Here is a 22,962-nt window from a genome sequence, read left to right as displayed (position 1 = left end):
GCGAGGGGCCGCCGGGGCAGCGCTGCTCAGCCGTAGCGCTTCTTCGCTTCGATGGCCAGGCCGCTGCCGATGCCGCCGAAGCGGTCGCCGTCCACGTGCCGGGCGTTGGGCAGCATCGCCGCCACGCTCTGGCGCAGCGCCGGTACGCCGGACGAGCCGCCGGTGAAGAACACGCTGTCGACCCGCGCCGGCTCCACGTCGGCGGAGTTGAGCAGTTCGCCGATGCTGCCGCGCACGCGCTCCAGCAGTGGGCCGATGGCGCCTTCGAACAGCTCGCGGCTCAGCTCGGCGACCAGGCCGGCCTCGACGCGCGCGAGGTCGATATCGCGGCGATCGGCGTCGGACAGTTCGATCTTGCTGGCTTCCACCTGCATCGCCAGCCAGTGGCCGGCGCGCTGCTCGATGAGCTTGAACAGGCGGTCGATGCCGGTGGCGTCGACGATGTCGTAGCGCATGTTCTGCAGCGCCAGCTGGGACTTCTGCGCATATACCGCGTTGATGGTGTGCCAGGTGGCGAGGTTGAGGTGGTAGCTGGTCGGCATGAAGGCGTCGCTCTTCATCCGGCTGCCGTAGCCGAACAGCGGCATTACGCCCTGGATGCTCAACTGCTTGTCGAAGTCGGTGCCGCCGATGTGCACGCCGCCGGTGGCGAGGATGTCGCCGTGGCGGTCGGCCACTTCACGGCGCTCCGGCGACAGGCGCACCAGCGAGAAGTCGGAAGTACCGCCGCCGATGTCGACGATCAGCACCAGTTCTTCGCGCTGGATGCCGCGCTCGTAGTCGAAGGCCGCGGCCAGCGGTTCGTACTGGAAGGAGACCTCCTTGAAGCCGAGCTTGTGCGCCACGGCCACCAGGGTGTCCTGGGCTTCCTGGTCGGCCTTGGGATCGTCGTCGACGAAGAACACCGGACGGCCCAGCACCACGGCGTCGAACTCGCGGCCGGCGACGGCCTCGGCACGTTTCTTCAGCTCGCCGATGAACAGCCCCAGCAGGTCCTTGAACGGCATGGCACTGCCCAGCACGGTGGTCTCGCTTTTCAGCAGCGAGGAGCCCAGCAGGCTTTTCAGCGAGCGCATCAGGCGGCCTTCGTAGCCTTCCAGGTACTCGTGCAGGGCCAGGCGGCCGTACACCGGGCGACGCTCCTCGACGTTGAAGAAGATCACCGAGGGCAGGGTGATCTTGTCGTCTTCCAGGGTGATCAGCGGTTCCGTGCCCGGACGCCACCAGCCGACGGTGGAGTTGGAGGTGCCGAAGTCGATGCCCAGGGCGCGGGCTTCAGTGGTCTGGAACATGGTGCGCGGGTGTCCGGAGAAAAAACGGCCGCGCAGTTTACGCGAGCGTGTGGGGAAAGCCAGGGTATCTGTCGGGAAGCGGTGGTGGCAAAGAGGGCTTGGGGAGTAGCTTGTAGTTTTGCTACATTGCGTTCCTGTAGTTTTCCTACAAGAGTTTTTGCCCACTGATTTTTCTTTCCCACCCCGTATAAGCCGTTGGACCCCACCATGCACAGAGCCTCCTTTCACGAATTGCGCAAGGAATTTCGCGCCTTACTGACTTCCTCCTCCTGCTACCACACCGCCTCGGTGTTCGATCCGATGTCGGCGCGCATCGCCGCGGACCTGGGGTTCGAGGTAGGTATCCTGGGTGGTTCTGTAGCTTCACTACAAGTTCTGGCGGCGCCGGACTTCGCCCTGATCACCCTCAGCGAGTTCGTCGAGCAGGCCACCCGCATCGGCCGTGTGGCTCGCCTGCCGGTGCTCGCCGACGCCGACCACGGCTACGGCAACGCGCTGAACACCATGCGCACCGTGGTCGAGCTGGAACGCGCCGGCGTGGCCGCGCTGACCATCGAGGACACCCTGCTGCCGGCGCAGTTCGGCCGCAAGTCCACCGACCTGATCAGCGTGGAAGAAGGCGTGGGCAAGATCCGAGCGGCCATCGAGGCGCGCATCGACGAAGACATGGCGATCATCGCCCGCACCAACGCCGAAGTGCTGGAAGTGGACGACGTGATCCGCCGCACCCTGGCCTACCAGGCCGCCGGCGCCGACGGCATCTGCATGGTCGGTATCCGCGACTTCGACCACCTGGAGGCGATCTCCCGCCACCTCTCCGTGCCGCTGATGCTGGTGTCCTACGGCAACCCGGCGCTGCGCGATGACCAGCGCCTGGCGGAATTGGGCGTGCGTATCGTGGTGGACGGCCACGCCGCCTACTTCGCGGCGATCAAGGCGACCTACGACTGCCTGCGCGAGCAGCGCGGCGTGCACGCCTCCGATCTCACCGCGTCGGAGCTGGCGAAGAAATACACCCTGCCCGAGGAGTACCAGATCTGGGCACGGGAATACATGGAAGTGAAGGAGTAAGACTGCTTCCGTGCCCCACTCAGCTTTGGGGGATATGGCTGCTGAGGTACTCGATCTGCGCGTTGAACGGGTAGAGCAGGGTGCCACCGGCCGCCTGGCTCTTGCGCAGGAATGTCCAGTGCGCCATCAGGCTGTCGCGCGCGGGATTGTCCGGCAAGGCCTCAAGGCGGGACTGCAGGCTTGCACACAGCGCTTCGATGCGCTCGCTCTGCGTCGCGGACGGCTCACCCAGTAACTTGCGGTTGGCCTTCCGGGCTTCCAGCAGCGCCAGTTCGCGCAGTTCTCCGCGCATCGACGGTACGCTGTCCGAGGAACTCTCCAGGAAGCTGTCGAACAGATCGGCGACCTCCTGGGTCTGCTGCAATGCTTCTTTCAGATCGACGTCCTTCTTGGTGTGAGCATCGCGCACCTTGCTCAGCGTCTGCTGATGCAATTGCCAGATGTCCTTCAGCGTCCTGGCTTGCTTCTGCTCGCCGAGCTGGCTTTCGAACACCACGCCAAGGCTGTCCAGCCGAGTCAGGAAGCGATCATCGCCGGTGGCCGCGTAGAGCAGCAGATAGCGCTCGATATCCTGCAACAGCGGATCGGTCTGACGGGCGCTGGCCTCGGCAGCGGATACGAGGCCGGGCAGCGCTCCCGTCAGCATCAGACCGGCGAACAGCGCGTAAACGAATCGCATGATGGGTTCCTTGGATGACGTGGAGGGCGTCATTCTCGGTTTCATGCTCCGCTCTGCCTGTAAGATGAGTCCGATAATGCTGGTGTAATGCGCCGTTTCGCCTCAGGACGACGACCCCTTGCAATTGCCTCAGACACCCTTCATATCTGTATGAATAGTGATCAATCGACGGAGGTCGCCATGGCCAGCGGCTGGGCAAACGACGGAGCGGTTCAGGAGCAGATCGACAGCACCATCGAGGACGCCATCGCACGGGCGCGCAACCAGTTGCCCAAGGGCGAGAGCCTGACCCATTGCGAGGAATGCGATGCGCCGATCCCCGAGGCGCGGCGCAAGGCTATCCCCGGCGTGCGCCTGTGCGTGAACTGCCAGGCCGAGCATGACAAGGAGCAGGCGGCCTATTCCGGTTACAACCGACGCGGCAGCAAGGACAGCCAGTTGCGCTGAAATGCCTCGGTCCGATTATGAAAGCGGCGCCCGACAGCGCCGTTTTCTGTTTCCGGACGTCGGCGCGGTCGGTCTCAGCGGCACCAGCACGCTACCGTCGGCCTGTTCGACCTCGATCCGTCCACCCCTGCTCTCGTTGCGCCGTGGCCGAGCACGGAGGAGCCTGCCTCAAAAGAGAAAATACCGCTGCGCCATCGGCAGCACGTCAGCCGGTTCGCACCACAGCAACTGACCGTCGGCGCGTACCTGGTAGTTCTGCGCGTCGACCTCGATGTGCGGCAGGTAGGCGTTGTGGATCAGGTCGGTCTTCTGCACGCTGCGGCAGCCCTTCACCACGCCGATGGCCTTGCGCAGGCCCAGTTCGTGGTGCACGCCGAGGTCGAACGCGGCCTGGCTGAGAAAGGTCAGGCAAGTGGCGTGGCGGCTGCCGCCGTAGCTTGCGAACATCGGTCGGTAGTGCACCGGCTGTGGCGTCGGAATCGACGCGTTGGCGTCGCCCATCAGGCTCGCGGCGATGGCGCCGCCCTTGAGGATCAGGCTTGGCTTCACACCGAAGAACGCTGGACGCCAGAGCACCAGGTCGGCCAGCTTGCCCACTTCGATGCTGCCCACTTCATGGGCGACGCCGTGGGTGATCGCCGGGTTGATGGTGTACTTGGCGATGTAGCGCTTGGCGCGGAAGTTGTCGTTGCGCGCGCCGTCGCCGTCCAGTGCGCCGCGCTGTTTTTTCATCTTGTCGGCGGTCTGCCAGGTGCGCGTGATCACTTCGCCGACGCGGCCCATGGCCTGGCTGTCGGAGCTGATCATGCTGAAGGCGCCGAGGTCGTGGAGGATATCCTCGGCGGCGATGGTCTCGCGGCGGATGCGCGACTCGGCGAAGGCCACGTCCTCGGCGATGCTCGGGTCGAGGTGGTGGCAGACCATGAGCATGTCCAGGTGTTCGTCGATGGTGTTGCGGGTGAAGGGCCGGGTCGGGTTGGTCGAACTGGGCAGCACATTGGCGAAGCCGCAGGCCTTGATGATGTCCGGCGCGTGGCCGCCACCGGCGCCCTCGGTATGGTAGGTGTGGATGGTGCGGCCCTTGAACGCGGCGAGGGTGGTTTCGACGAAGCCGGACTCGTTGAGGGTGTCGGTATGGATCGCCACCTGCACGTCGAGGCGGTCGGCCACCGAGAGGCAGTTGTCGATGGCCGCCGGGGTGGTGCCCCAGTCCTCGTGCAGCTTCAGGCCGATGGCGCCGGCGCGCACCTGCTCTTCCAGCGGCAGCGGCAGGCTGGCGTTGCCCTTGCCGGTGAAGCCGATGTTCATCGGGAAGGCATCCGCGGCCTGGAGCATGCGCGCCATGTGCCAGGGACCGGAGGTGCAGGTGGTGGCGTTGGTGCCGGTGGCCGGCCCGGTACCGCCGCCGATCATGGTGGTGATCCCGCTCATCAGCGCCTCTTCGATCTGCTGCGGACAGATGAAGTGGATGTGCGTGTCGATGCCGCCGGCGGTGAGGATCATGCCCTCGCCGGCAATCACTTCGGTGCTGGCGCCCAGGGCGATGGTCACGCCGGGCTGGATGTCCGGGTTGCCGGCCTTGCCGATGGCGGCGATGCGCCCGTGCTTGAGGCCTACGTCGGCCTTGACGATGCCCCAGTGGTCGAGGATCAGCGCGTTGGTGATCACCGTGTCGACGACCTGCGCGGCGCACAGCTGGCTCTGGCCCATGCCGTCGCGGATGACCTTGCCGCCGCCGAACTTCACTTCCTCGCCGTAGACGGTGAAGTCCTGCTCCACCTCGATCCACAGGCCGGTATCGGCCAGGCGCACGCGGTCGCCGACGGTGGGGCCGAACATGTCGGCGTAGGCTTGTCTGCTGATCTTCATCGGGGCTCCCTGATCGATCCGTGCATTGGCGCTGCCCTCACCCCAACCCTCTCCCAAGGGGAGAGGGGGCTGATCGGCGCGCTGAACTATCCCGCTGCAGCGGGCTGCTTTTCTCCCTCTCCCTCCGGGAGAGGGCCGGGGTGAGGGGCTTTCAGAGTGCGCCCATCACCCGTCCGGCAAATCCATACACCTTGCGCTCGCCTGCCAGCTCCACCAACTCCACCTCGCGGCTCTGCCCCGGTTCGAAGCGCACCGCGGTGCCGGCCGGGATGTTCAGGCGCATGCCGCGCGCCGCGTCACGGTCGAACAGCAGCGCGTCATTGGTCTCGAAGAAGTGGTAGTGCGAGCCGACCTGGATCGGCCGGTCGCCGCTATTGGCGACCGTCAGGCCGAGCGTGCGGCGGCCGGCGTTGAGCTCGATCTCGCCGCTCTGGATGTCGTATTCGCCAGGGATCATGGGGAGCTCCGTGGGTCGAGGATCAGTTGCATGAAGGTCAGGTCCAGCCAGCGGCCGAACTTCTGGCCCACCTGCGGCATCTGCCCGCGGGTGATGAAGCCCAGACGCTCGTGCAGACGGATCGACGCGATATTGCCGCTCTCGATGGCCGCGACCATCACGTGCAGGCCCTGGGCGCGGGCGCGCTCGATCAGCGCCTGCATCAGCAGCGGGCCGAGGCCCTTGCCGCGTTGGTCGGCGCGCACGTAGACCGAGTGCTCGACCGTCTCGCGAAAGCCGTCGAAGGCGCGCCACGGGCCGTAGCTGGCGTAGCCCACCACTTCGCCGCCGTCTTCGGCCACCAGCACCGGGAAGCCCTGCTGCGCGCGCAATTCCAGCCAGGCGCGGCGGTTCTCCAGGTCGATGGCGACCTCGTTCCAGATCGCGGTGGTGTTGAGCACGGCGTCGTTGTAGATATCGCGCAGACTGCCGAGGTCGGCTTGGCTGGCGTCGCGGATGAGCATGTCGGTTCCTTCTTTCGTAGGGCGAATAAAGCGGAGCGCTTTATTCGCCGAATGGGGCGTCAAGCGATGGGCTGGTGCACGGTGACCAGCTTGGTGCCGTCCGGGAAGGTGGCTTCCACCTGGATCTCCGGGATCATCTCCGGCACGCCTTCCATCACCTGTTCGCGGCTCAGCAGCGTGGTGCCGTAGTGCATCAGGTCGGCGACCGTCTGGCCATCCCGCGCACCTTCGAGCAACGCGGCGGAGATCAGCGCCACGGCCTCCGGGTAGTTGAGTCTTACACCTCGGGCGAGGCGGCGCTCGGCGACCAGGCCGGCGGTGAAGATCAGCAGCTTGTCCTTCTCGCGGGGAGTCAGGTCCATGTCAGGTGCTCCAGATTCGGGGAGGAACGGCCTCGCGGCCGAGCAGCGCCGGCCGCAGCCGGCGCCAGAGTTCGATGAGCCAGGCGCGGGCGTGCAGCGCCTCGTGGGCGAGGCAGCGGGCGACCACCAGGCCGGGCAGTTGGGTGAGGTTGCCACGCCCCTGGCAGGGGATGGCGCGACAGGCTTCGATCAGCGCCGCGTCGATCTGCCCGCTGGCGATCAGCGTGGCCATCACCGGGTGGCCGGCCAGGCCGATGGGCGAGTCGAGCAGGCGGTCGTTGCCCTCCACGCGCTGGCGCTCGTGCCACAGGCGCTGGCCGTCGCGGCGAATGTCCAGGGCGGCGGCGAAGTGGCCGTCGTCGAAGCGCTCGCCGCTGGCCGGGCGGCCGAGGGCGACGACGTCCCAGTAGAACAGCCGGGCATCCGCTTCGAGGTCGATGCGGGTCGTCAGCTCGGCCTGCGCGCCGGAGTAGACGATGGTTTCCTGCGGCAGCCATTCCAGCGTGGCGCCGGGACCGACGCGCACGTTCAACTGCTGTTTCGCCGGGCAACCGGCGCGGTACCACTTGGCCGCGCCGGGGCTGGTGAGCTGCGCCCAGCCGTCCTGACCGGCGTGGATATCGAGGTTCAGCGTATCGCCGCCGGCGATGCCGCCGGGCGGGTGCACGACGATGTGCTGGCAGACCTGCGGCCCTTCCGCGTACAGGTGCTTCTGCACCCGCAACGGGCCGAGATGACGCCGGGTGACCGGCCGCGTGCCGTCGCCGACGCGGGCGTAGGCCAGCTCCAGCTCGGCGTGCCAGGCGGGGTGGAAGAGGGTGGCCGGTGCGTTCATGGGCAGCTTCGAAACGAAGGATGCTCAGGACAGAGCAAGCAGCGTGCCGGGCGCGCCAGGATAGTGCGCTGTTCGCTGTCGAGGACGAGCAGGTCAGGCGGGGCGAGGGATCGAGACAGAAAAGTGGGCTTGTCCGATCGGTCAGGTAAGGGCGCTTTTGCGGTGCGTCATCGACATGAATGCACCTGATCGGTGCGTAGATCCCTGTAGGAGCGAGCTTGCTCGCGAACCGGCCTGAGCTTCGACGCCCGCCGGTGTTCGCGAGCAAGCTCGCTCCTACAAAAAAGCCGGGTCTCAGCCCAGTTGCTTGCGCATGTACACGCGGTGGAAGCCGCTCTCCAGCCGGCGCGCGTATTCCTGATAGCCGTTCTTCGCATACAGCTCGATGTTCTCCACCATGCGTTCGTTGGTGTAGAGGTACAGCGACGGGTAGCCCAGCTTTGCGGCGGCTTCCTCGGCGTGCACCAGCAGCTCGCGACCGATACCCTGACCGGCGCACTCGGGCAGCACGGCGATGTTGTCGAGCAGGAAGCCCTCGTCGGTCTCGCGCATCACCAGCAGGCCGACCGGTGCGCCGTCCTGCTCGGCGATCAACACACGGTCCTCGGCGATGATGGCGTGGTAGTCGTCCAGCATCGGTCCCGGCTTTCGGCCGAGCCTGGGAATCCACTGGGCGTAGGCGGCTGCCACGCAGACTGCGGCGAAACCGGCGTCGTCATTGACGGCTGGACGCAGGACGAGGGGCATGACCAACTCCGGAAAAGCCGATACGGGCCTGGCAGCTTGCCACCCGCCACGGTCGTTCGCCAGTGACAGGTCGTCTCGGTGTGGACCTGGGTTCGCGAGCAAGCTCGCTCCTACAAGGAGCACCCATACTGATCCTGTAGGAGCGAGTTGCCCTCACCTCAGATGGCTACCAATCCGCGCACGCCCTCGGCTTCCATGTCCGCGCCGCGCCCCTGCTGGACGATCTCGCCACGGGACATCACCAGGTACTGGTCGGCCAGTTCGGCGGCGAAATCGTAGAACTGCTCCACCAGCAGGATGGCCATGTCGCCACGTTCGGCGAGCTTGCGGATCACCGCGCCGATCTCCTTGATCACCGACGGCTGGATGCCTTCGGTGGGCTCGTCGAGGATCAGCAGGCGTGGCCGGCTGGCCAGGGCGCGGCCGATGGCGAGCTGTTGCTGCTGGCCGCCGGAGAGGTCGCCGCCGCGCCGCTGCTTCATTTCCCGCAGCACCGGGAACAGCTCGTAGATGGGCTCGGGCACCGTCTTGGCCTGGCCGGCGCTGAACCGCGACAGGCCCATCAGCAGGTTTTCCTCCACCGTCAGGCGCGGAAAGATTTCCCGCCCCTGCGGCACGTAGGCGATGCCGGCATGCACGCGCTGGTGCGGTTTGAGGCCGGTGATCGGCTTGCCCTCCCAGCTGACCATGCCGTCCTTGGCCGGCACCAGGCCCATCAGGCAGCGCAGCAGGGTGGTCTTGCCCACGCCGTTGCGCCCGAGCAGGCAGGTGACCTCGCCGATCTTCGCGTCGAACGACAGGCCACGCAGGATGTGGCTGCCGCCGTAGTACTGGTGCAGATTGTCGACTTGCAGCATGGATTGGTTCCTGGGCTCTTGGCTTTGAGAACGCCGTTGTAAAGGGCCGTGATCGCGCCTGTGGATGCAAGGCGCCGGACACTTCACCCAGCGGAGTTGCCGACTGGCAATGAGCATGGGGGAAGTGTCCGGCAACGCCGCAGACGCGGGTGCGAGCGCGGCCAATTCAGAACTAGCGGCCGAGATAGACCTCTATGACCTGCTCGTTCGCCTGCACTTCCTCCAGTGAGCCCTCGGCCAGTACATGCCCCTGGTGCAGCACGCTGACGTGGTCGGCGATGCTGCCGACGAAGCCCATGTCGTGCTCCACCACCATCAGCGAATGCTGGCCGGCGAGGGATTTGAACAGCTCGGCGGTGAACTCGGTCTCGGCGTCGGTCATGCCCGCCACCGGCTCGTCCAGCAGCAACAGTTGCGGCTCCTGCACCAGCAGCATGCCGATCTCCAGGAACTGCTTCTGCCCGTGGGAGAGCAGCCCGGCGGGGCGGTTGCGCGACTCGCGCAGGCGGATGGTGGTGAGCACTTGCTCGATGCGGTCCTTCTGCTCGCCGGAGAGCTTCGCCCGCAGGCTGGCCCATACCGACTTGTCGGTCTTCTGCGCGAGCTCCAGGTTCTCGAATACCGAGAGCGCCTCGAACACCGTGGGCTTCTGGAACTTGCGGCCGATGCCGGCCTGGGCGATTTCCACCTCGCTCATGCGGGTCAGGTCGAGGGTTTCGCCGAAGAACGCCTTGCCGTTGTCCGGACGGGTCTTGCCGGTGATCACGTCCATCAGCGTGGTCTTGCCCGCGCCGTTGGGGCCGATGATGCAGCGCAACTCGCCGACGCCGATATACAGCGTCAGGTCGCGCAGGGCGCGAAAGCCATCGAAGCTGACGTTGATGTCTTCCAGGGTGAGGATGGTGCCGTGGCGCACGTCCAGCAGGCCGCTGGCGCTCGAACCGATGCCGATGGCATCGCGGCTGGCGCCCGACGGGTCGTAGGCCGGCTCCAGCATCAGGTGGGGGACCGCTCTCATTGCTCTTTCTCCCGCTTGATCAGGCCGAGGATGCCGCGCGGCAGGTACAGGGTGACGACGATGAACAGCGCGCCGAGGAAGAACAGCCAGTACTCGGGAAAGGCCACGGTGAACCAGCTCTTCGCGCCGTTCACCACGCCTGCGCCGAGCAGCGGGCCGATCAGCGTGCCGCGCCCGCCGAGGGCGACCCAGACGGCGGCCTCGATGGAGTTGGTCGGCGACATTTCGCTGGGGTTGATGATCCCCACCAGCGGCACGAACAGCGCGCCGGCGAGACCGCAGAGCACGGCGCTCAGGGTCCAGACGAAGAGCTTGTAGCCGCGCGGGTCGTAGCCGCAGAACATCAGGCGGTTCTCGGCATCGCGCAGGGCGGTGAGCACCCGGCCGAACTTGCTGCGCGCCAGGGCGAAGCCGATGGCCAGGCTTGCCGCCAGCAGCAGGACGATGGCGATGAACAGCGCCGCGCGGGTGCCCGGCGCGGTGATCGGAAAGCCCAGGATGCTGCGGAAGTTGGTGAAGCCGTTGTTGCCGCCAAAACCGGTCTCGTTGCGGAAGAACAGCAGCATGCCGGCGAAGGTCAGCGCCTGGGTCATGATCGAGAAGTACACGCCCTTGATCCGCGAGCGGAAGGCGAAGAAGCCGAACACCAGCGCCAGCAGGCCGGGCGCCAGCACCACCAGGCACAGCGCCCAGAGGAAGTGCTGGGTGCCGGCCCAGTACCAGGGCAGCTCCGTCCAGGAGAGGAAGGTCATGAACGGCGGCAACTGGTCGCCGGCGGCCTCGCGCATCAGGTACATGCCCATGGCGTAGCCGCCCAGGGCGAAGAACAGCCCGTGGCCCAGCGACAACAGGCCGGCATAGCCCCAGACCAGGTCCAGGGCCAGGGCGACGATGGCATAGCAGAGGATCTTGCCGGTGAGCGTCAGCCCGTAGGCGGAGAGGTGCAGCGGATTGCTCTCTGGCAGCAGGTGCAAGAGCGGCAGGGTCAGCAGCGCGACGAGCGCGGCGCCGACGAGGCCGGCGGTGAGTTTCGGGCCGGCCTTCTGCGCGGCCGTCACGGTGAGTGGCTGGTTCATGGGCAAGTTACCTGTAGGAGCGAGCTTGCTCGCGAACAGATTTTCCGGCGGCGCCGCGGCTGGGCGGGTTCGCGAGCAAGCTCGCTCCTACGAAGAGCAATCAGCTCCCATATGGTTTTTTTCATCAATCGATGACCCTCCCTTTCAGAGCGAAGAGCCCCTGCGGACGTTTCTGGATGAACAGGATGATCAGCGCGAGGATCAGGATCTTGCCCAGCACCGCGCCGATCTGCGGTTCGAGGATCTTGTTCGCCACGCCCAGGCCGAAGGCGGCCAGCACGCTGCCGGCGAGCTGGCCGACACCGCCGAGCACCACCACCAGGAAGGAGTCGATGATGTAGCTCTGGCCCAGGTCCGGGCCGACGTTGCCGACCTGCGACAGCGCCACGCCTCCGAGGCCGGCGATGCCCGAGCCGAGGCCGAAAGCGAGCATGTCCACGCGGCCGGTGGGCACGCCGCAGCAGGCGGCCATGTTGCGGTTCTGGGTGACGGCGCGGACGTTCAGGCCCAGCCGCGTGCGGTTGAGCAGCAGCCAGGTAAGCGCGAGCACGAACAGCGCGAAGCCGATGATGACGATGCGGTTCCACGGCAGCACGAGGTTGGGTAGCACCTGGATGCCGCCGGACAGCCACGCCGGGTTGGACACCTCGACGTTCTGCGCGCCGAACAGCACGCGCACCAGTTGGATCAGCACCAGGCTGATGCCCCAGGTGGCGAGCAGGGTTTCCAACGGTCGACCGTAGAGATGGCGGATCACCGTGCGCTCCAGCGCCATGCCGATGCACGCGGTGACCAGGAAGGCCACCGGCAGGGCGAGCAGCGGGTACAGCTCCAGCACACCAGGCGCGTAACGCTGGCAGAGCAACTGCACCACATAAGTGGAGTAGGCGCCGAGCATCAGCATTTCTCCGTGGGCCATGTTGATCACCCCGAGCAGGCCGTAGGTGATGGCCAGGCCCAGGGCGGCCAGCAGCAGGATCGAGCCCAGCGACAGGCCGCTGAACGCCTGGCCGAACAGATCGCCCATCAACAGGCGGCGCTTGACCTGGCCGAGGCTGGTGGCGGCGGCGGTGCGCACCGAGTCGTCCGGTTCGACGGCGGGGTCGAGGAGGTTTTCCAGGCGGGTGCGCGCCTGCGGATCGCCGGACTCGCCCAGCAGGCGTACGGCGGAGAGGCGCACTGTGGGGACGGGATCGGCCAGCTGCAGGTTGGCCAGGGCCAGTTGCAGGGCAGCTTTGACGTCGTTGTCGGACTCTTCGTTGAGGCGATATTCGAGCAACGTGCGTTGCGCCGGACGGGCGCTCTTCTGCAGCTGACGCGCGGCGTCCAGGCGCACGGAGGGACTGTCGGCGACCAACTGGTGGCTGGCCAGTGCGGTGTTGAGCAGCCCGCGCAGGCGGTTGTTCAGGCGCAGCTTCTGCGGCTCACCATCCGCAGCGGCATCGCCTTCGGCGGCGTGGTACTGACCATCGTCACCGAGCAGGAAGGCGCTGTTCTGCGCATCGACGGCGACGCGGCCGGATTGCAAGGCGACGAGGAAATCCAGGCGTGCGGCATCGGGAGCGGCGGCCCAGGATTCCAGCAGCTTCGCCTGCTCGGGAGCGTCGGCGCGGGTGAAATCCTGCGCGGGGGTGGCCAAGGCTGGATTAGCCAGCAGCAGGGCCAAGAGCAAGACGCAGGTGTGGATAAGTTGGGGCATTAGGATTTTCCTGGTGGAACTGATGCCAGACGATTCCCTCACCCCGGCCCTCTCCCGGAGGGAGAGGGGGCAGATTGGCGTCAGGATGAATGCCGTGCCAACCGACAACTCCGAACAGTCCCCTCTCCTGAGGGAGAGGGCTAGGTGAGGGTGCTCTCGCGCCGAAAAGAATCAGTTACCGCGCACCGCGTAATCCGGCTTCTTGTCGTTGCCCGGAATGAAAGGGCTCCACGGCTGCGCGCGGATCGGCTCGGGGGTTTTCCAGACCACGTTGAACTGACCGTTGTCCTCGATCTCGCCGATCATCACCGGTTTGTGCAGGTGGTGGTTGGTCTTGTCCATGCTCAGGGTGAAGCCCGACGGCGCCTTGAAGGTCTGCCCGGCCATGGCCTCGCGGACCTTGTCGACATCGGTGCTGCCGGCCTTCTGCACGGCCTGCGCCCACATGTGGATGCCGACGTAGGTGGCTTCCATCGGGTCGTTGGTCACGGCGGTGCTGTAGTTGGGCAGGTTCTTGGCCTTGGCGTACGCCTTCCAGTCAGCGACGAACTTTGTGTTCTCCGGGTTCTTCACCGACTCGAAGTAGTTCCACGCGGCGAGGTTGCCCACCAGCGGCTTGGTGTCGATGCCGCGCAATTCTTCCTCGCCCACGGAGAAGGCCACCACCGGCACTTCGGTGGCTTCCAGGCCCTGGTTCGCCAGCTCCTTGTAGAACGGCACGTTGGAGTCGCCGTTGACGGTGGAGATCACTGCGGTCTTGCCGCCGGCGGAGAACTTCTTGATGTCGGCGACGATGGTCTGGTAGTCGCTGTGGCCGAACGGCGTGTAGACCTCCTGGATGTCCTTGTCGGCCACGCCCTTGCTGTGCAGGAAGGCGCGCAGGATCTTGTTGGTGGTGCGCGGGTAGACGTAGTCGGTGCCCAGCAGGAAGAAGCGCTTGGCGCCGCCGCCGTCCTCGCTCATCAGGTATTCCACCGCCGGGATGGCCTGCTGGTTCGGCGCCGCGCCGGTGTAGAAAACGTTGGGCGACATCTCTTCACCCTCGTACTGCACCGGGTAGAACAGCAGGCCGTTGAGTTCCTCGAACACCGGCAGCACGGATTTGCGCGACACGCTGGTCCAGCAGCCGAAGACCACCGCGACCTTGTCCTGGGTCAGCAACTGGCGCGCCTTCTCGGCGAACAGCGGCCAGTTGGAGGCCGGGTCGACCACCACCGCTTCGAGCTGCTTGCCGTTCACCCCGCCCTTGGCGTTGATCTCGTCGATGGTCATCAGCGCCATGTCCTTGAGCGAGGTCTCGGAGATCGCCATGGTGCCGGACAGCGAATGCAGGATGCCGACCTTGATGGTCTCGGCGGCCTGGGAGCTGAACGGGAACAGACCGGTGAGCAGCAGGGCGCTCATGGCCAGCGTACTTTTCAACAGCGGACGACGTTTCATCGCGGCAGCCTCCTTGGCTATCCAGGGGCGGGGAGTTGCCGGTGCGGCAGCTTCCCCGGAAATGGGGCGACCCCGAGCGGGATCGAAGCTGCCATCGCAGCATCCGTGCCAAACAGGCAAAAGCCTTGGCGCAGATGGGTTGGACGCGATTTTCTGTCGTAGGAGTGGGTTTTTTTAGTGCGCGGCTTTGGTGCGCCGAACACGCTTTGGCGCACGGCGCTCCCCAATGGTGCGCATTACTGCGGAATGAAGTAGCCGCGCACGCCGGTCATGATGATCTGTGCCGCCAGGGCGCAGACGAACAGGCCCATCAGCCGGCTGACGATCTGCAGGCCCTGGTCGCCGAGGATCTTTTCGATCTTGTCGGAAAGGTACAGCATGATGCCCAGAGTCAGGCAGGCGAGGAAGATCGCGGCGATGGCCAGCAGCTTGTTCTCCCATTCCTGGTTCACCCCCATGACCAGCAGGGCTCCGATGGTGCCGGGGCCGACGGTGATCGGGATGGTCAGCGGGACGATGGTGACGTCCTGCTGTACGTTGTCGCTCTGCACCGCCGAGCGTCCCTGGGCCATGCTCAGCGCGGAGATGAACAGCACGCTGCCGGCGCCGATGCGAAAGGCGTCGGCGGTGATGCCGAACAGGGTGAAGATGTAGCGCCCGAACAGGTACAGCAGCACGCTGGCGACCAACGCCGCCAGGGCCACGCGCCACGCCATGTGCTTGCGATCGCGCGGACCGAAACCACGGCTCAGGCTGATGAAGCAGGACAGCACGAAGAAGGGGCTGTAGAGCACCAGCATCTTCAGGTACACGCTGGACAACACATGCATGGGGGAAACTCGTCCGGGTTGAGAGAGGTGTGGCAGGCAAAGCATAGCGGGTGGGGCGGTGCGGGAGAAATGCCCTGGCGTGTAGGAGCGGACTCTGTCCGCGATCCCGCATGGCACGCTGCATGATCCATCGCGGACTAGGGTTGGGCGAAGTGCCTGGGTGACGGGAAGTGCCTGTAGGAGCGAGCTTGCTCGCGAACCAGCCCCCCGCAGCGGAATCTATTCGCGAGCAAGCTCGCTCCTACGAAAAGCCGAAACCGGGATCAGGACGGCAACGCGTCGCTCTGCTGGCGCAGCCGGCGGTCGCGCTCGCCGACCCAGTAGGCCACCAGCTCGCGCAACTGCGACAGCTCCACCGGCTTGGCCATGTGGCCGTCCATCCCGACCAGCCGCGCGCGCTCTTTGTGCTCGCTGAGGATGTGCGCGGTAAGCGCCACCACCGGGGTGTGCGGCCGGTGTTCGTTGGCTTCCCAGGCACGCAGGCGCTCGGTGGCGGAGAAGCCGTCGAGCACCGGCATCTCGCAGTCCATCAGTACCAGGTCGTACTGCGTGGACTTCATCGCCGCCAGGGCTTCCTCGCCATTGCTGGCGGTGTCCGGCTGCAGGTTGAGCTTGCTCAGCATGCCGCGGATGACCTTGGTGGAGATGCTGTTGTCCTCGGCCACGAGGATGCGGAAATCGCCCGGCAGTACCGCCGGCGCCGGTTCGCTGCTGGGCTGCAGGTAGTTGCTCACGCCGCTGGGGCCGCGTCGCGCCAGTTCCTCGGCAAGGGTTGCCTTGAGGGTGTAGCCGGCCACCGGTTTGGCGAGGATGCGCTTGATCCCGGCGTTGCGGGAGATGATCTTGCTCGGCGCGTTGCTGATGCCGGTGAGCATGACCAGCAGGATGTCGTGGTTGAGGTTGGGGTCTTCCTGGATCTTGGTGGCCAGTTGCATGCCGGTCATGCCGGGCATGTCCTGGTCGAGCAGGACCACGTCGAAGTACTCGCGCAGGTGCGCCTTGGTGCGCAACTGGGCCAGCGCTTCCTTGCCGGAGGAAACGGCGCTGACGTTCATGCCCCAGGCGCTGCACTGCTGCACCACGACCTTGCGGCAGGTCTGGTTGTCATCCACCACCAGAATGCGTGCGCCCTGCAACGGGCTGTCGAGGTCGGCGGAGGGTTGCTGCAACTGCTGTGGGTCCAGCGGCAGGCTCAGCCAGAGCAGGTTGCCCGTGCCTTCGGCCATGCCGCCGCTTTCGATGCCGTTCTCGATACCGAAATCGCCAGACATCAGGCGGATCAACTGGCGCGCGATGATCAGCCCGAGGCGGCTGCTCAGGCGGGTGGCGGAGAGGAAATCGCGGCTGTGCAGTTCGGCGGTGAGCAGAGCCTGACGGTCGGCGCTGTCCAGCGGGCGGCCGCTGTCCTGCACGGCGATGCGCAGGCGCGGATGTTCCGGCGGGCCGTCGAGCGCGACCACCAGCAGGATCTCGCCTTCGTCGGTCTGCTTGAAGGCATTGTCCAGCAGGCTCAGCACGGCCTGGCGCAGGCGCGTCGGGTCGCCGCTGACGATGCGCGGCACCTGCGGCTGGGTGAAGCTGATCAGCTCGACCTTCTGCTGCTCGGCCTTGGCGCGGAAGATCGCCAGGCAGTCTTCGATCAGCGCGCCGAGGTCGAACTGCACTTCGTCCAGCTCGATCTGCCCGGACTCCAGCTTGGAGATGTCGAGGATCTCGTTGATCAGTGCCAGCAGTTCGTTGCCGGCACTGTGGATGGTCTGTACGTAGTCGCGCTGCTTGGCCGACAACGGCGTGCCGAGCAGCAGTTCGGTCATGCCCAGCACGCCGTTCATGGGGGTGCGGATCTCATGGCTGATCTTGGCCAGGAAGTCGCCCTTGGCCTTGAGTTCGGCGACGCTGGCGGCGCGCTGGCGGCTGGCGGCGAACTGCTCGTCCTGGAGTTTGCGCTGGCGTTCGGCGAGGGCGAGGCTGAGCAGGAACCCGACCAGCGCGGTAAGACCGAGCAGGCCACTGCCCAGCCATTCGGCGCGGGTCGGCAGGTAGCCCAGCAGCGAGGGCAAGCTCAGGCACCAGACCAGCACGAAGAGGCCCATGCCCACGGCGAACAGGCGCGCCGGATGGTAGCCGTGGGTCCAGTAGTAGACCGCTACCGAGAGCATGCCCAGGCTGACCAGGGTGATCAGGCCGTAGACCAGGTCGCTCAGCGGCAGCGCGAGCAGCAGGTGCGCAGCCGCGCCGAGGACCATCAGGGCGGCGGTGCCGCCCAGCAGCAGCCGCTTGAGCGGCAGGCGCGGGGCGAGGCCTGTGAAGAAACTGGCGGTGTAGCCCAGGGCGCAGAACAGCGCCAGCATCAGGCTGAACTGTGCGGTGAGCGGCTGCCAGGTCTGATGCGGGCCATACCAGGGGCTCAGCAGGCCGAACAGGGTGAGGCAGGCCAGCAGCAGGCTCGCATGCACGCCGGCGAGCCACAGGCCGCTGGGGACGCGGGTGTAGGCGAAGCGCACGAGGTTGTAGATCAGCAGCATGGAGAGGCAGCCGATCAGGATGCCGAAATGCAGCGGGCGCTGCTCGTTGTCCGGCTGGCTGGCATCCTCGATGCTGATGTTGGGCCGCAGCGGCTGGCTGGAAGCCAGGCGCAGGTAGAGGTCCAGGGGCGCGGCGGCGTTGCGCAGCGGCAGGACGATGTCGCTGCTCAGCAGCGGGCGCTGCAGCGGTGACAGGTTGCCGGCGCTTTTCTGCTCCAGCACCGTCTGGTCCTGGACGATGAAGAGTTCGAGGCTGTCCAGGCTGGGGGCGAAGAGACGCAGTTGCCGGGGTGATTCGCTGACGGGCAGGCGGTAGTGCAGCCAGGTGCTGCCAGGGCCGGCGGGCGCGTGCAGTTCGTTGATGTTGAGCGGGCTGAAGAGTGTGCTGTAGCGCGGGGAGAGGATGTCCTGCAACTGCAGGCGGGCTTCGCTGTCGTGGAGTTGCGACCAGCCGGAGTCCTGGCTTGCCGCATGACAGACCAGAGCGGCCAGCAGCAAGCTGACGAGGAGTCCTGTGGCAGTCCAGAGCCGACGCACGGCGAAGTCCCTTCGGTAGTGAGTGGCCCGATTATAGCCAAGTGCGCAAAGGGCAGTAATCCACACGGGCACGCGGGGACCAGGGGCCGGGAGCGTCGCGGTCGGACGCCCCGGCAGCCGGGTTTCAGCCCTCGCCGCGCTCGCGAGCGATGGCGCGATAGCCGATGTCCTTGCGGTAGAAGCAGCCGTTCCAGCGGATCTTTTCCGCCAGGCGGTAGGCCTGCTCCTGGGCCGAGGAAACGTTCGGGCCGATGGCGGTGGCGCAGAGCACGCGGCCGCCGCTGGTGACGATCTGGCCGTCCTTGAGCGCGGTACCGGCGTGGAACACCTTGCCGTCGAGCTTCGCGGCTTCGTCCAGGCCCTCGATCACATCACCCTTGGCGTAGTCGCCCGGGTAGCCGCCGGCGGCCAGCACCACGCCCACGGTCGGACGCGGATCCCAGGTCGCCTCGACCTTGTCCAGCGCCTTGGCCAGCGCGGCCTCGACCAGCAGGACCAGGGACGACTCGAGACGGACCATGATCGGCTGGGTTTCCGGGTCGCCGAAGCGACAGTTGAACTCGATGACCTTGGGTGCGCCGCTCTTGTCGATCATCAGGCCGGCATAGAGGAAGCCGGTATAGACGTTGCCTTCCTCGGCCATGCCGCGCACGGTCGGGTAGATCACTTCGTCCATCACGCGCTTATGCACGTCCGGGGTCACGACCGGGGCCGGGGAATAGGCACCCATGCCGCCGGTGTTCGGGCCGGTATCGGCGTCGCCGACGCGCTTGTGGTCCTGGCTGGTGGCCATCGGCAGCACGTTCTGGCCATCGACCATGACGATGAAGCTGGCTTCCTCGCCGTCGAGGAACTCCTCGATCACCACGCGCGAACCGGCGTCACCGAAGGCATTGCCGGCAAGCATGTCGCGCACGGCGTCTTCGGCTTCCTGCAGGGTCATGGCGACGATCACGCCCTTGCCCGCGGCCAGGCCGTCGGCCTTGATCACGATGGGCGCGCCTTTCTCTTTCAGGTAGGCCAGCGCCGGCTCGACTTCGGTGAAGTTCTGGTAGTCGGCGGTGGGAATCTGGTGGCGAGCCAGGAAGTCCTTGGTGAAGGCCTTGGAGCCTTCCAGCTGGGCGGCGCCGGCAGTGGGGCCGAAGATGTCCAGGCCACGGGCGCGGAACAGATCGACCACGCCTTTGACCAGCGGCGCCTCGGGGCCGACGATGGTCAGCTGCACGTTCTTCGCGGCGAAATCGGCCAGCTCTTCCAGGGCCAGCACGTCGATGGCGACGTTCTCGCACTTGGCTTCGGTGGCGGTGCCGGCGTTGCCCGGCGCGACGAAGACCTTCTGCACGCGCGAATCCTGCGCGACCTTCCAGGCCAGCGCGTGCTCGCGACCGCCGCTGCCGATGATGAGTACGTTCATTGGAGTTCTCCTGAACAGTTCCGGACCTGCCGGATTCCCGGGTAGCGTTTCGCTCCACCCAGGCTACGAATTCTCATGACCCGTCCGCTCTTCGCAAACCGATCTCAAGGGGCGCGATGAAGCGGGTAGATGCAAGGCGCCCGAGCGTTCACCAAGCGGAGTTGCCTACTGGCAATGAGCATTGGGGAACGTTCGGGCAACGCAGCAGATGCCTGCTTCAGTGCGTCCCACCCACCTTAGTGGCGGAAGTGGCGCATACCGGTGAAGACCATTGCGATTCCCGCCTCATCCGCTGCGGCGATCACCTCGTTGTCACGCATCGAGCCACCCGGCTGGATCACCGCGGTGATGCCGGCCTTGGCCGCGTTGTCGATACCGTCGCGGAACGGGAAGAAGGCGTCGGAAGCCATGACCGCACCCGCAACGATCAGGCCGGCATGCTCGGCCTTGATGGCGGCGATGCGGGCGGAGTTCACGCGGCTCATCTGGCCGGCGCCAACGCCGACGGTCTGGCGCGCCTTGGCGTAGACGATGGCGTTGGATTTGACGAACTTGGCGACTTTCCAGGCGAAGATCAGGTCGTGGATTTCCTGCTCGCTCGGGGCGCGCTGGGTGACGATCTTCAGGTCATCGGCGGTGATCATGCCGATGTCGCGGCTCTGTACCAGCAGGCCGCCGTTGACGCGCTTGAAGTCCCAGCCCGGCGCACGCTCGGCCGGCCATTCGCCGCATTCGAGCAGGCGCACGTTGGCCTTGGCAGCGACCACGGCACGGGCGGCTTCGGAGATTTTCGGGGCGATGATGACTTCGACGAACTGGCGCTCGACGATGGCCTGGGCGGTCTCGCCGTCCAGCTCGCGGTTGAAGGCGATGATGCCGCCGAAGGCCGACTCGGTGTCGGTGGCGTAGGCCAGGTCGTAGGCCTTGCGGATGCCGCCTTCGTTCTCCGGAACCACGGCCACGCCGCACGGGTTGGCGTGCTTGACGATGACGCAGGCCGGCTTGACGAAGCTCTTCACGCACTCCAGCGCGGCGTCGGTATCGGCCACGTTGTTGAACGACAGTTCCTTGCCCTGCAGCTGGATGGCGGTGGAGACGCTGGCCTCGCCCTTCTTCGCCTCGACGTAGAAGGCCGCGCTCTGGTGCGGGTTCTCGCCGTAGCGCATTTCCTGCGCCTTGATGAACTGGCTGTTGAAGGTGCGCGGGAAGGCGCCGCGGTCGGCGGTGGACAGGGTGTCGCGCGCCTGGTCGATGGTGCCCAGGTAGTTGGCGATCATGCCGTCGTAGGCGGAGGTGTGCTCGAACGCCTTGAGCGCCAGGTCGAAGCGCTGGGCATAGGTCAGGCCGCCGGCCTTCAGGCTCTCGACCACGCCGGTGTAGTCGCCGGCGTTGACCACGATGGCGACGTCCTTGTGGTTCTTCGCCGCGCTGCGGACCATGGTCGGGCCGCCGATGTCGATGTTCTCGATGGCGGTCGGCAGGTCGCAGTCGGCCTTGGCCACGGTGGCCTCGAACGGATACAGGTTGACCGCCACCAGGTCGATCGGCTTGATGCCGTGCTCTTCCATCACCGCGCCGTCGAGGTCACGACGGCCGAGGATGCCGCCATGCACCTTCGGATGCAGGGTCTTCACCCGGCCGTCCATCATTTCCGGGAAGCCGGTGTAGTCGGCCACTTCCACGGCGGCGATGCCGTTGTCCTTGAGCAGCTTGTAGGTGCCGCCGGTGGAGAGGATCTCCACGCCGAGGGCAGCCAGCTCACGGGCGAAATCGACGACGCCGGTCTTGTCGGAAACGCTGATCAGGGCGCGGCGGATGGACAGGCGGGTGGTTTGGTCGGTCATAACGGATTCCACAAAGGCTACGGGCTTCCGGTATCGGGCGAGGGGGCCGGGCGACCGCTGGGTCGCGGCCCATCGCCTGCTACCGTGGTCAGAGAAGGTCGTACTGCTTGAGTTTCTTGCGCAGGGTCCCGCGGTTCAGCCCCAGCAGTTCGGAGGCTTTGGTCTGGTTTCCCTTCACGTAGTTCATGACGGTTTCCAGCAGCGGCGCTTCGACTTCGCAAAGCACCATGTTGTACACGTCCGTGACCGGCTGCCCTTCGAGATGGGCGAAATAGTTGTGCAGTGCCTTTTCCACGCTGTCGCGGAGGGTCTGACCCTCCTGCGTCGGAGCGGTCAGGTGCTGTTTAAGGTTGGCGTTGTCGCTCACGGGTGTCATTCCACTCACTAATGTCTCGGTCATCGTTGTCATGCGGCCACCCCTTCTCCGTTATTGTGGCGCTCGGCGAAGAACTGCCTGACGCTGGCGCTCTGTGCATCCGTGTCCTGCAAACGATTGAACAGGGTGCGGAACTCCGCCGCACCCGGCAGGGTAGCGAGGTACCAGCCCACGTGCTTGCGGGCAATTCGCACACCCATGTCTTCCCCATAAAACGCATGCAATGCAGCGAGGTGTTCGAGCAGGATGCCCTCCACTTCGTGCAGGCTCGGCGCCGGCAATGTCTCGCCGGTGCCCAGGTAATGATCGATCTCGCGGAAGATCCAGGGCCTGCCCTGGGCGGCGCGTCCGATCAGCAGGGCATCCACCCCGGTCTGTTCGAGCACTTGCCGTGCCTTGCGCGGCGAGTCGATATCACCGTTGGCGAAGACCGGAATGGAAACCGCCTGCTTGATCGCTGCGATGGTTTCGTACTCCGCTTCGCCGGTGTAGAGGTCGGCACGGGTCCTGCCGTGCACCGCCAGCGCCTGGATGCCCGACTGCTCGGCGATCCGCGCCACCGTCACACCGTTCTTGTTCGACCGGTCCCAGCCGGTGCGAATCTTCAGGGTGACGGGAACCTCCACGGCCGCGACCACCGCCTCGAGGATGTCGGCCACCAGCCGTTCATCCTTCATCAGTGCGGAACCCGCGGCCTTGTTGCACACCTTCTTCGCCGGGCAACCCATGTTGATGTCGATGATCTGGGCGCCGAGCTCCACATTGCAGCGGGCGGCTTCCGCGAGCATCTGCGGGTCGCCGCCGGCGATCTGCACCGAACGCGGCTGGTCCTCATGGTCGTGCTGCAGGCGCAGGCGCGACTTGCGGCTGTTCCACAGGCGGACGTCGCTGGTGACCATCTCCGACACCACCATGCCGGCGCCGAGACGGCGGCACAGTTGGCGGAACGGACGATCGGTGACGCCGGCCATCGGGGCCAGGATCAGTCTGTTGGGCAGTGTGTAGGAGCCGATGCGTACCACCGACCTGAGTTCCCTGGTTAATGGGGCGGGAACGCCGATGCGCCGCGCGTTGTAAGACTCGC

Annotated in this window: 21 protein-coding genes; 2 read left to right on the top strand and 19 right to left on the bottom strand. The window is 66.1% G+C overall.

Annotated features, from left to right (window positions below; translation table 11 throughout):
* Positions 1-26: 26 nt before the first annotated feature.
* Positions 27-1,292, bottom strand: a complete 1,266-nt coding sequence (locus tag H681_RS21905; RefSeq protein WP_015479080.1) for an Hsp70 family protein — start codon at positions 1,290-1,292, stop codon at positions 27-29.
* Positions 1,293-1,499: 207 nt separating this feature from the next.
* Here H681_RS21905 and H681_RS21900 point away from each other — a divergent pair, with 207 nt between their 5' ends.
* Complete coding sequence (locus H681_RS21900) at positions 1,500-2,363, top strand: isocitrate lyase/PEP mutase family protein (RefSeq protein ID WP_015479079.1); 864 nt, start codon at positions 1,500-1,502, stop codon at positions 2,361-2,363.
* Between the two features lie 19 nt (positions 2,364-2,382).
* Here H681_RS21900 and H681_RS21895 read toward each other — a convergent pair whose 3' ends face one another.
* Positions 2,383-3,042: a hypothetical protein gene (locus H681_RS21895; protein WP_015479078.1), complete on the bottom strand. Its 660-nt coding sequence runs from the start codon at positions 3,040-3,042 to the stop codon at positions 2,383-2,385.
* A 180-nt stretch (positions 3,043-3,222) separates the two neighbouring features.
* On the opposite strand from H681_RS21895, the gene H681_RS21890 reads away from it, so the two are divergent.
* Positions 3,223-3,489, top strand: a complete 267-nt coding sequence (locus H681_RS21890; RefSeq protein WP_015479077.1) for a DksA/TraR family C4-type zinc finger protein — start codon at positions 3,223-3,225, stop codon at positions 3,487-3,489.
* A 168-nt stretch (positions 3,490-3,657) separates the two neighbouring features.
* Here the strand turns inward: H681_RS21890 and ureC are convergent, their stop codons facing one another.
* The 17 genes from ureC to dusB form a co-directional block, all read right to left on the bottom strand.
* Positions 3,658-5,358 (bottom strand): urease subunit alpha, encoded by a 1,701-nt coding sequence (ureC, locus tag H681_RS21885; RefSeq protein ID WP_015479076.1) that lies wholly within the window; start codon positions 5,356-5,358, stop codon positions 3,658-3,660.
* 151 nt (positions 5,359-5,509) lie between these two features.
* Positions 5,510-5,815 carry an urease subunit beta gene (locus H681_RS21880; RefSeq protein WP_015479075.1) on the bottom strand — a complete coding sequence of 102 codons (306 nt, stop codon included), beginning with the start codon at positions 5,813-5,815 and terminating at the stop codon, positions 5,510-5,512.
* Entirely contained in the window at positions 5,812-6,318 is a 507-nt protein-coding gene (locus H681_RS21875) for a GNAT family N-acetyltransferase (RefSeq protein ID WP_015479074.1), read from the bottom strand. Before H681_RS21875 ends, H681_RS21880 begins: the two co-directional genes overlap by 4 nt.
* A gap of 59 nt (positions 6,319-6,377) precedes the next feature.
* Positions 6,378-6,680: an urease subunit gamma gene (locus H681_RS21870; protein WP_015479073.1), complete on the bottom strand. Its 303-nt coding sequence runs from the start codon at positions 6,678-6,680 to the stop codon at positions 6,378-6,380.
* Position 6,681: 1 nt separating this feature from the next.
* The gene (locus H681_RS21865) at positions 6,682-7,515 is read right to left on the bottom strand and encodes an urease accessory protein UreD (protein ID WP_015479072.1); all 834 of its coding nucleotides are present in this window, start codon (positions 7,513-7,515) and stop codon (positions 6,682-6,684) included.
* Between the two features lie 294 nt (positions 7,516-7,809).
* The gene (locus tag H681_RS21860; RefSeq protein WP_015479071.1) at positions 7,810-8,262 is read right to left on the bottom strand and encodes a GNAT family N-acetyltransferase; all 453 of its coding nucleotides are present in this window, start codon (positions 8,260-8,262) and stop codon (positions 7,810-7,812) included.
* Between the two features lie 158 nt (positions 8,263-8,420).
* Positions 8,421-9,119, bottom strand: a complete 699-nt coding sequence (gene urtE / locus H681_RS21855; RefSeq protein WP_015479070.1) for an urea ABC transporter ATP-binding subunit UrtE — start codon at positions 9,117-9,119, stop codon at positions 8,421-8,423.
* A gap of 172 nt (positions 9,120-9,291) precedes the next feature.
* On the bottom strand, positions 9,292-10,137 hold the full coding sequence (gene urtD / locus H681_RS21850; protein ID WP_086009577.1) for an urea ABC transporter ATP-binding protein UrtD: 846 nt from the start codon (positions 10,135-10,137) through the stop codon (positions 9,292-9,294).
* A complete protein-coding gene (gene urtC / locus H681_RS21845) occupies positions 10,134-11,213 on the bottom strand; it encodes an urea ABC transporter permease subunit UrtC (protein ID WP_015479068.1) in 1,080 nt (359 codons plus the stop codon). The genes urtD and urtC overlap by 4 nt, the downstream gene beginning before the upstream one ends.
* Positions 11,214-11,337: 124 nt before the next feature.
* A complete protein-coding gene (urtB, locus tag H681_RS21840; protein WP_015479067.1) occupies positions 11,338-12,912 on the bottom strand; it encodes an urea ABC transporter permease subunit UrtB in 1,575 nt (524 codons plus the stop codon).
* 171 nt (positions 12,913-13,083) lie between these two features.
* Positions 13,084-14,352 carry an urea ABC transporter substrate-binding protein gene (urtA, locus tag H681_RS21835; protein ID WP_015479066.1) on the bottom strand — a complete coding sequence of 423 codons (1,269 nt, stop codon included), beginning with the start codon at positions 14,350-14,352 and terminating at the stop codon, positions 13,084-13,086.
* Positions 14,353-14,588: 236 nt separating this feature from the next.
* The gene (locus H681_RS21830; RefSeq protein ID WP_015479065.1) at positions 14,589-15,182 is read right to left on the bottom strand and encodes a MarC family protein; all 594 of its coding nucleotides are present in this window, start codon (positions 15,180-15,182) and stop codon (positions 14,589-14,591) included.
* 263 nt (positions 15,183-15,445) lie between these two features.
* Positions 15,446-18,205: a hybrid sensor histidine kinase/response regulator gene (locus tag H681_RS21825; RefSeq protein WP_015479064.1), complete on the bottom strand. Its 2,760-nt coding sequence runs from the start codon at positions 18,203-18,205 to the stop codon at positions 15,446-15,448.
* A gap of 163 nt (positions 18,206-18,368) precedes the next feature.
* Complete coding sequence (gene purD / locus H681_RS21820) at positions 18,369-19,658, bottom strand: phosphoribosylamine--glycine ligase (protein WP_015479063.1); 1,290 nt, start codon at positions 19,656-19,658, stop codon at positions 18,369-18,371.
* Between the two features lie 236 nt (positions 19,659-19,894).
* On the bottom strand, positions 19,895-21,502 hold the full coding sequence (purH, locus tag H681_RS21815) for a bifunctional phosphoribosylaminoimidazolecarboxamide formyltransferase/IMP cyclohydrolase (RefSeq protein WP_015479062.1): 1,608 nt from the start codon (positions 21,500-21,502) through the stop codon (positions 19,895-19,897).
* A gap of 88 nt (positions 21,503-21,590) precedes the next feature.
* Positions 21,591-21,911 carry a DNA-binding transcriptional regulator Fis gene (fis, locus tag H681_RS21810; RefSeq protein ID WP_015479061.1) on the bottom strand — a complete coding sequence of 107 codons (321 nt, stop codon included), beginning with the start codon at positions 21,909-21,911 and terminating at the stop codon, positions 21,591-21,593.
* Positions 21,908-22,849 carry a tRNA dihydrouridine synthase DusB gene (gene dusB, locus H681_RS21805; RefSeq protein ID WP_051070489.1) on the bottom strand — a complete coding sequence of 314 codons (942 nt, stop codon included), beginning with the start codon at positions 22,847-22,849 and terminating at the stop codon, positions 21,908-21,910. The genes fis and dusB overlap by 4 nt, the downstream gene beginning before the upstream one ends.
* Between the last annotated feature and the right edge of the window lie 113 nt (positions 22,850-22,962).

Origin of the sequence: Pseudomonas sp. ATCC 13867, assembly GCF_000349845.1 — a bacterium.
Taxonomy (GTDB): domain Bacteria; phylum Pseudomonadota; class Gammaproteobacteria; order Pseudomonadales; family Pseudomonadaceae; genus Pseudomonas.
Note: the sequence above shows the minus strand (reverse complement) of the source record. Positions and strands in the feature narration are given on the sequence as shown.

Bases quoted from the DNA above. Each gene is read 5' to 3' on its own strand.
- purD (WP_015479063.1), bottom strand. From the start codon at position 19,658: ATGAACGTACTCATCATCGGCAGCGGCGGTCGCGAGCACGCGCTGGCC.
- H681_RS21895 (WP_015479078.1), bottom strand. From the start codon at position 3,042: ATGCGATTCGTTTACGCGCTGTTCGCCGGTCTGATGCTGACGGGAGCG.
- H681_RS21900 (WP_015479079.1), top strand. From the start codon at position 1,500: ATGCACAGAGCCTCCTTTCACGAATTGCGCAAGGAATTTCGCGCCTTA.
- fis (WP_015479061.1), bottom strand. From the start codon at position 21,911: ATGACAACGATGACCGAGACATTAGTGAGTGGAATGACACCCGTGAGC.
- H681_RS21830 (WP_015479065.1), bottom strand. From the start codon at position 15,182: ATGCATGTGTTGTCCAGCGTGTACCTGAAGATGCTGGTGCTCTACAGC.
- ureC (WP_015479076.1), bottom strand. From the start codon at position 5,358: ATGAAGATCAGCAGACAAGCCTACGCCGACATGTTCGGCCCCACCGTC.
- urtB (WP_015479067.1), bottom strand. From the start codon at position 12,912: ATGCCCCAACTTATCCACACCTGCGTCTTGCTCTTGGCCCTGCTGCTG.
- urtA (WP_015479066.1), bottom strand. From the start codon at position 14,352: ATGAAACGTCGTCCGCTGTTGAAAAGTACGCTGGCCATGAGCGCCCTG.
- H681_RS21890 (WP_015479077.1), top strand. From the start codon at position 3,223: ATGGCCAGCGGCTGGGCAAACGACGGAGCGGTTCAGGAGCAGATCGAC.
- H681_RS21875 (WP_015479074.1), bottom strand. From the start codon at position 6,318: ATGCTCATCCGCGACGCCAGCCAAGCCGACCTCGGCAGTCTGCGCGAT.
- urtD (WP_086009577.1), bottom strand. From the start codon at position 10,137: ATGAGAGCGGTCCCCCACCTGATGCTGGAGCCGGCCTACGACCCGTCG.
- H681_RS21865 (WP_015479072.1), bottom strand. From the start codon at position 7,515: ATGAACGCACCGGCCACCCTCTTCCACCCCGCCTGGCACGCCGAGCTG.
- urtC (WP_015479068.1), bottom strand. From the start codon at position 11,213: ATGAACCAGCCACTCACCGTGACGGCCGCGCAGAAGGCCGGCCCGAAA.
- H681_RS21870 (WP_015479073.1), bottom strand. From the start codon at position 6,680: ATGGACCTGACTCCCCGCGAGAAGGACAAGCTGCTGATCTTCACCGCC.
- dusB (WP_051070489.1), bottom strand. From the start codon at position 22,849: ATGGCCGGCGTCACCGATCGTCCGTTCCGCCAACTGTGCCGCCGTCTC.
- H681_RS21905 (WP_015479080.1), bottom strand. From the start codon at position 1,292: ATGTTCCAGACCACTGAAGCCCGCGCCCTGGGCATCGACTTCGGCACC.
- purH (WP_015479062.1), bottom strand. From the start codon at position 21,502: ATGACCGACCAAACCACCCGCCTGTCCATCCGCCGCGCCCTGATCAGC.
- urtE (WP_015479070.1), bottom strand. From the start codon at position 9,119: ATGCTGCAAGTCGACAATCTGCACCAGTACTACGGCGGCAGCCACATC.
- H681_RS21880 (WP_015479075.1), bottom strand. From the start codon at position 5,815: ATGATCCCTGGCGAATACGACATCCAGAGCGGCGAGATCGAGCTCAAC.
- H681_RS21860 (WP_015479071.1), bottom strand. From the start codon at position 8,262: ATGCCCCTCGTCCTGCGTCCAGCCGTCAATGACGACGCCGGTTTCGCC.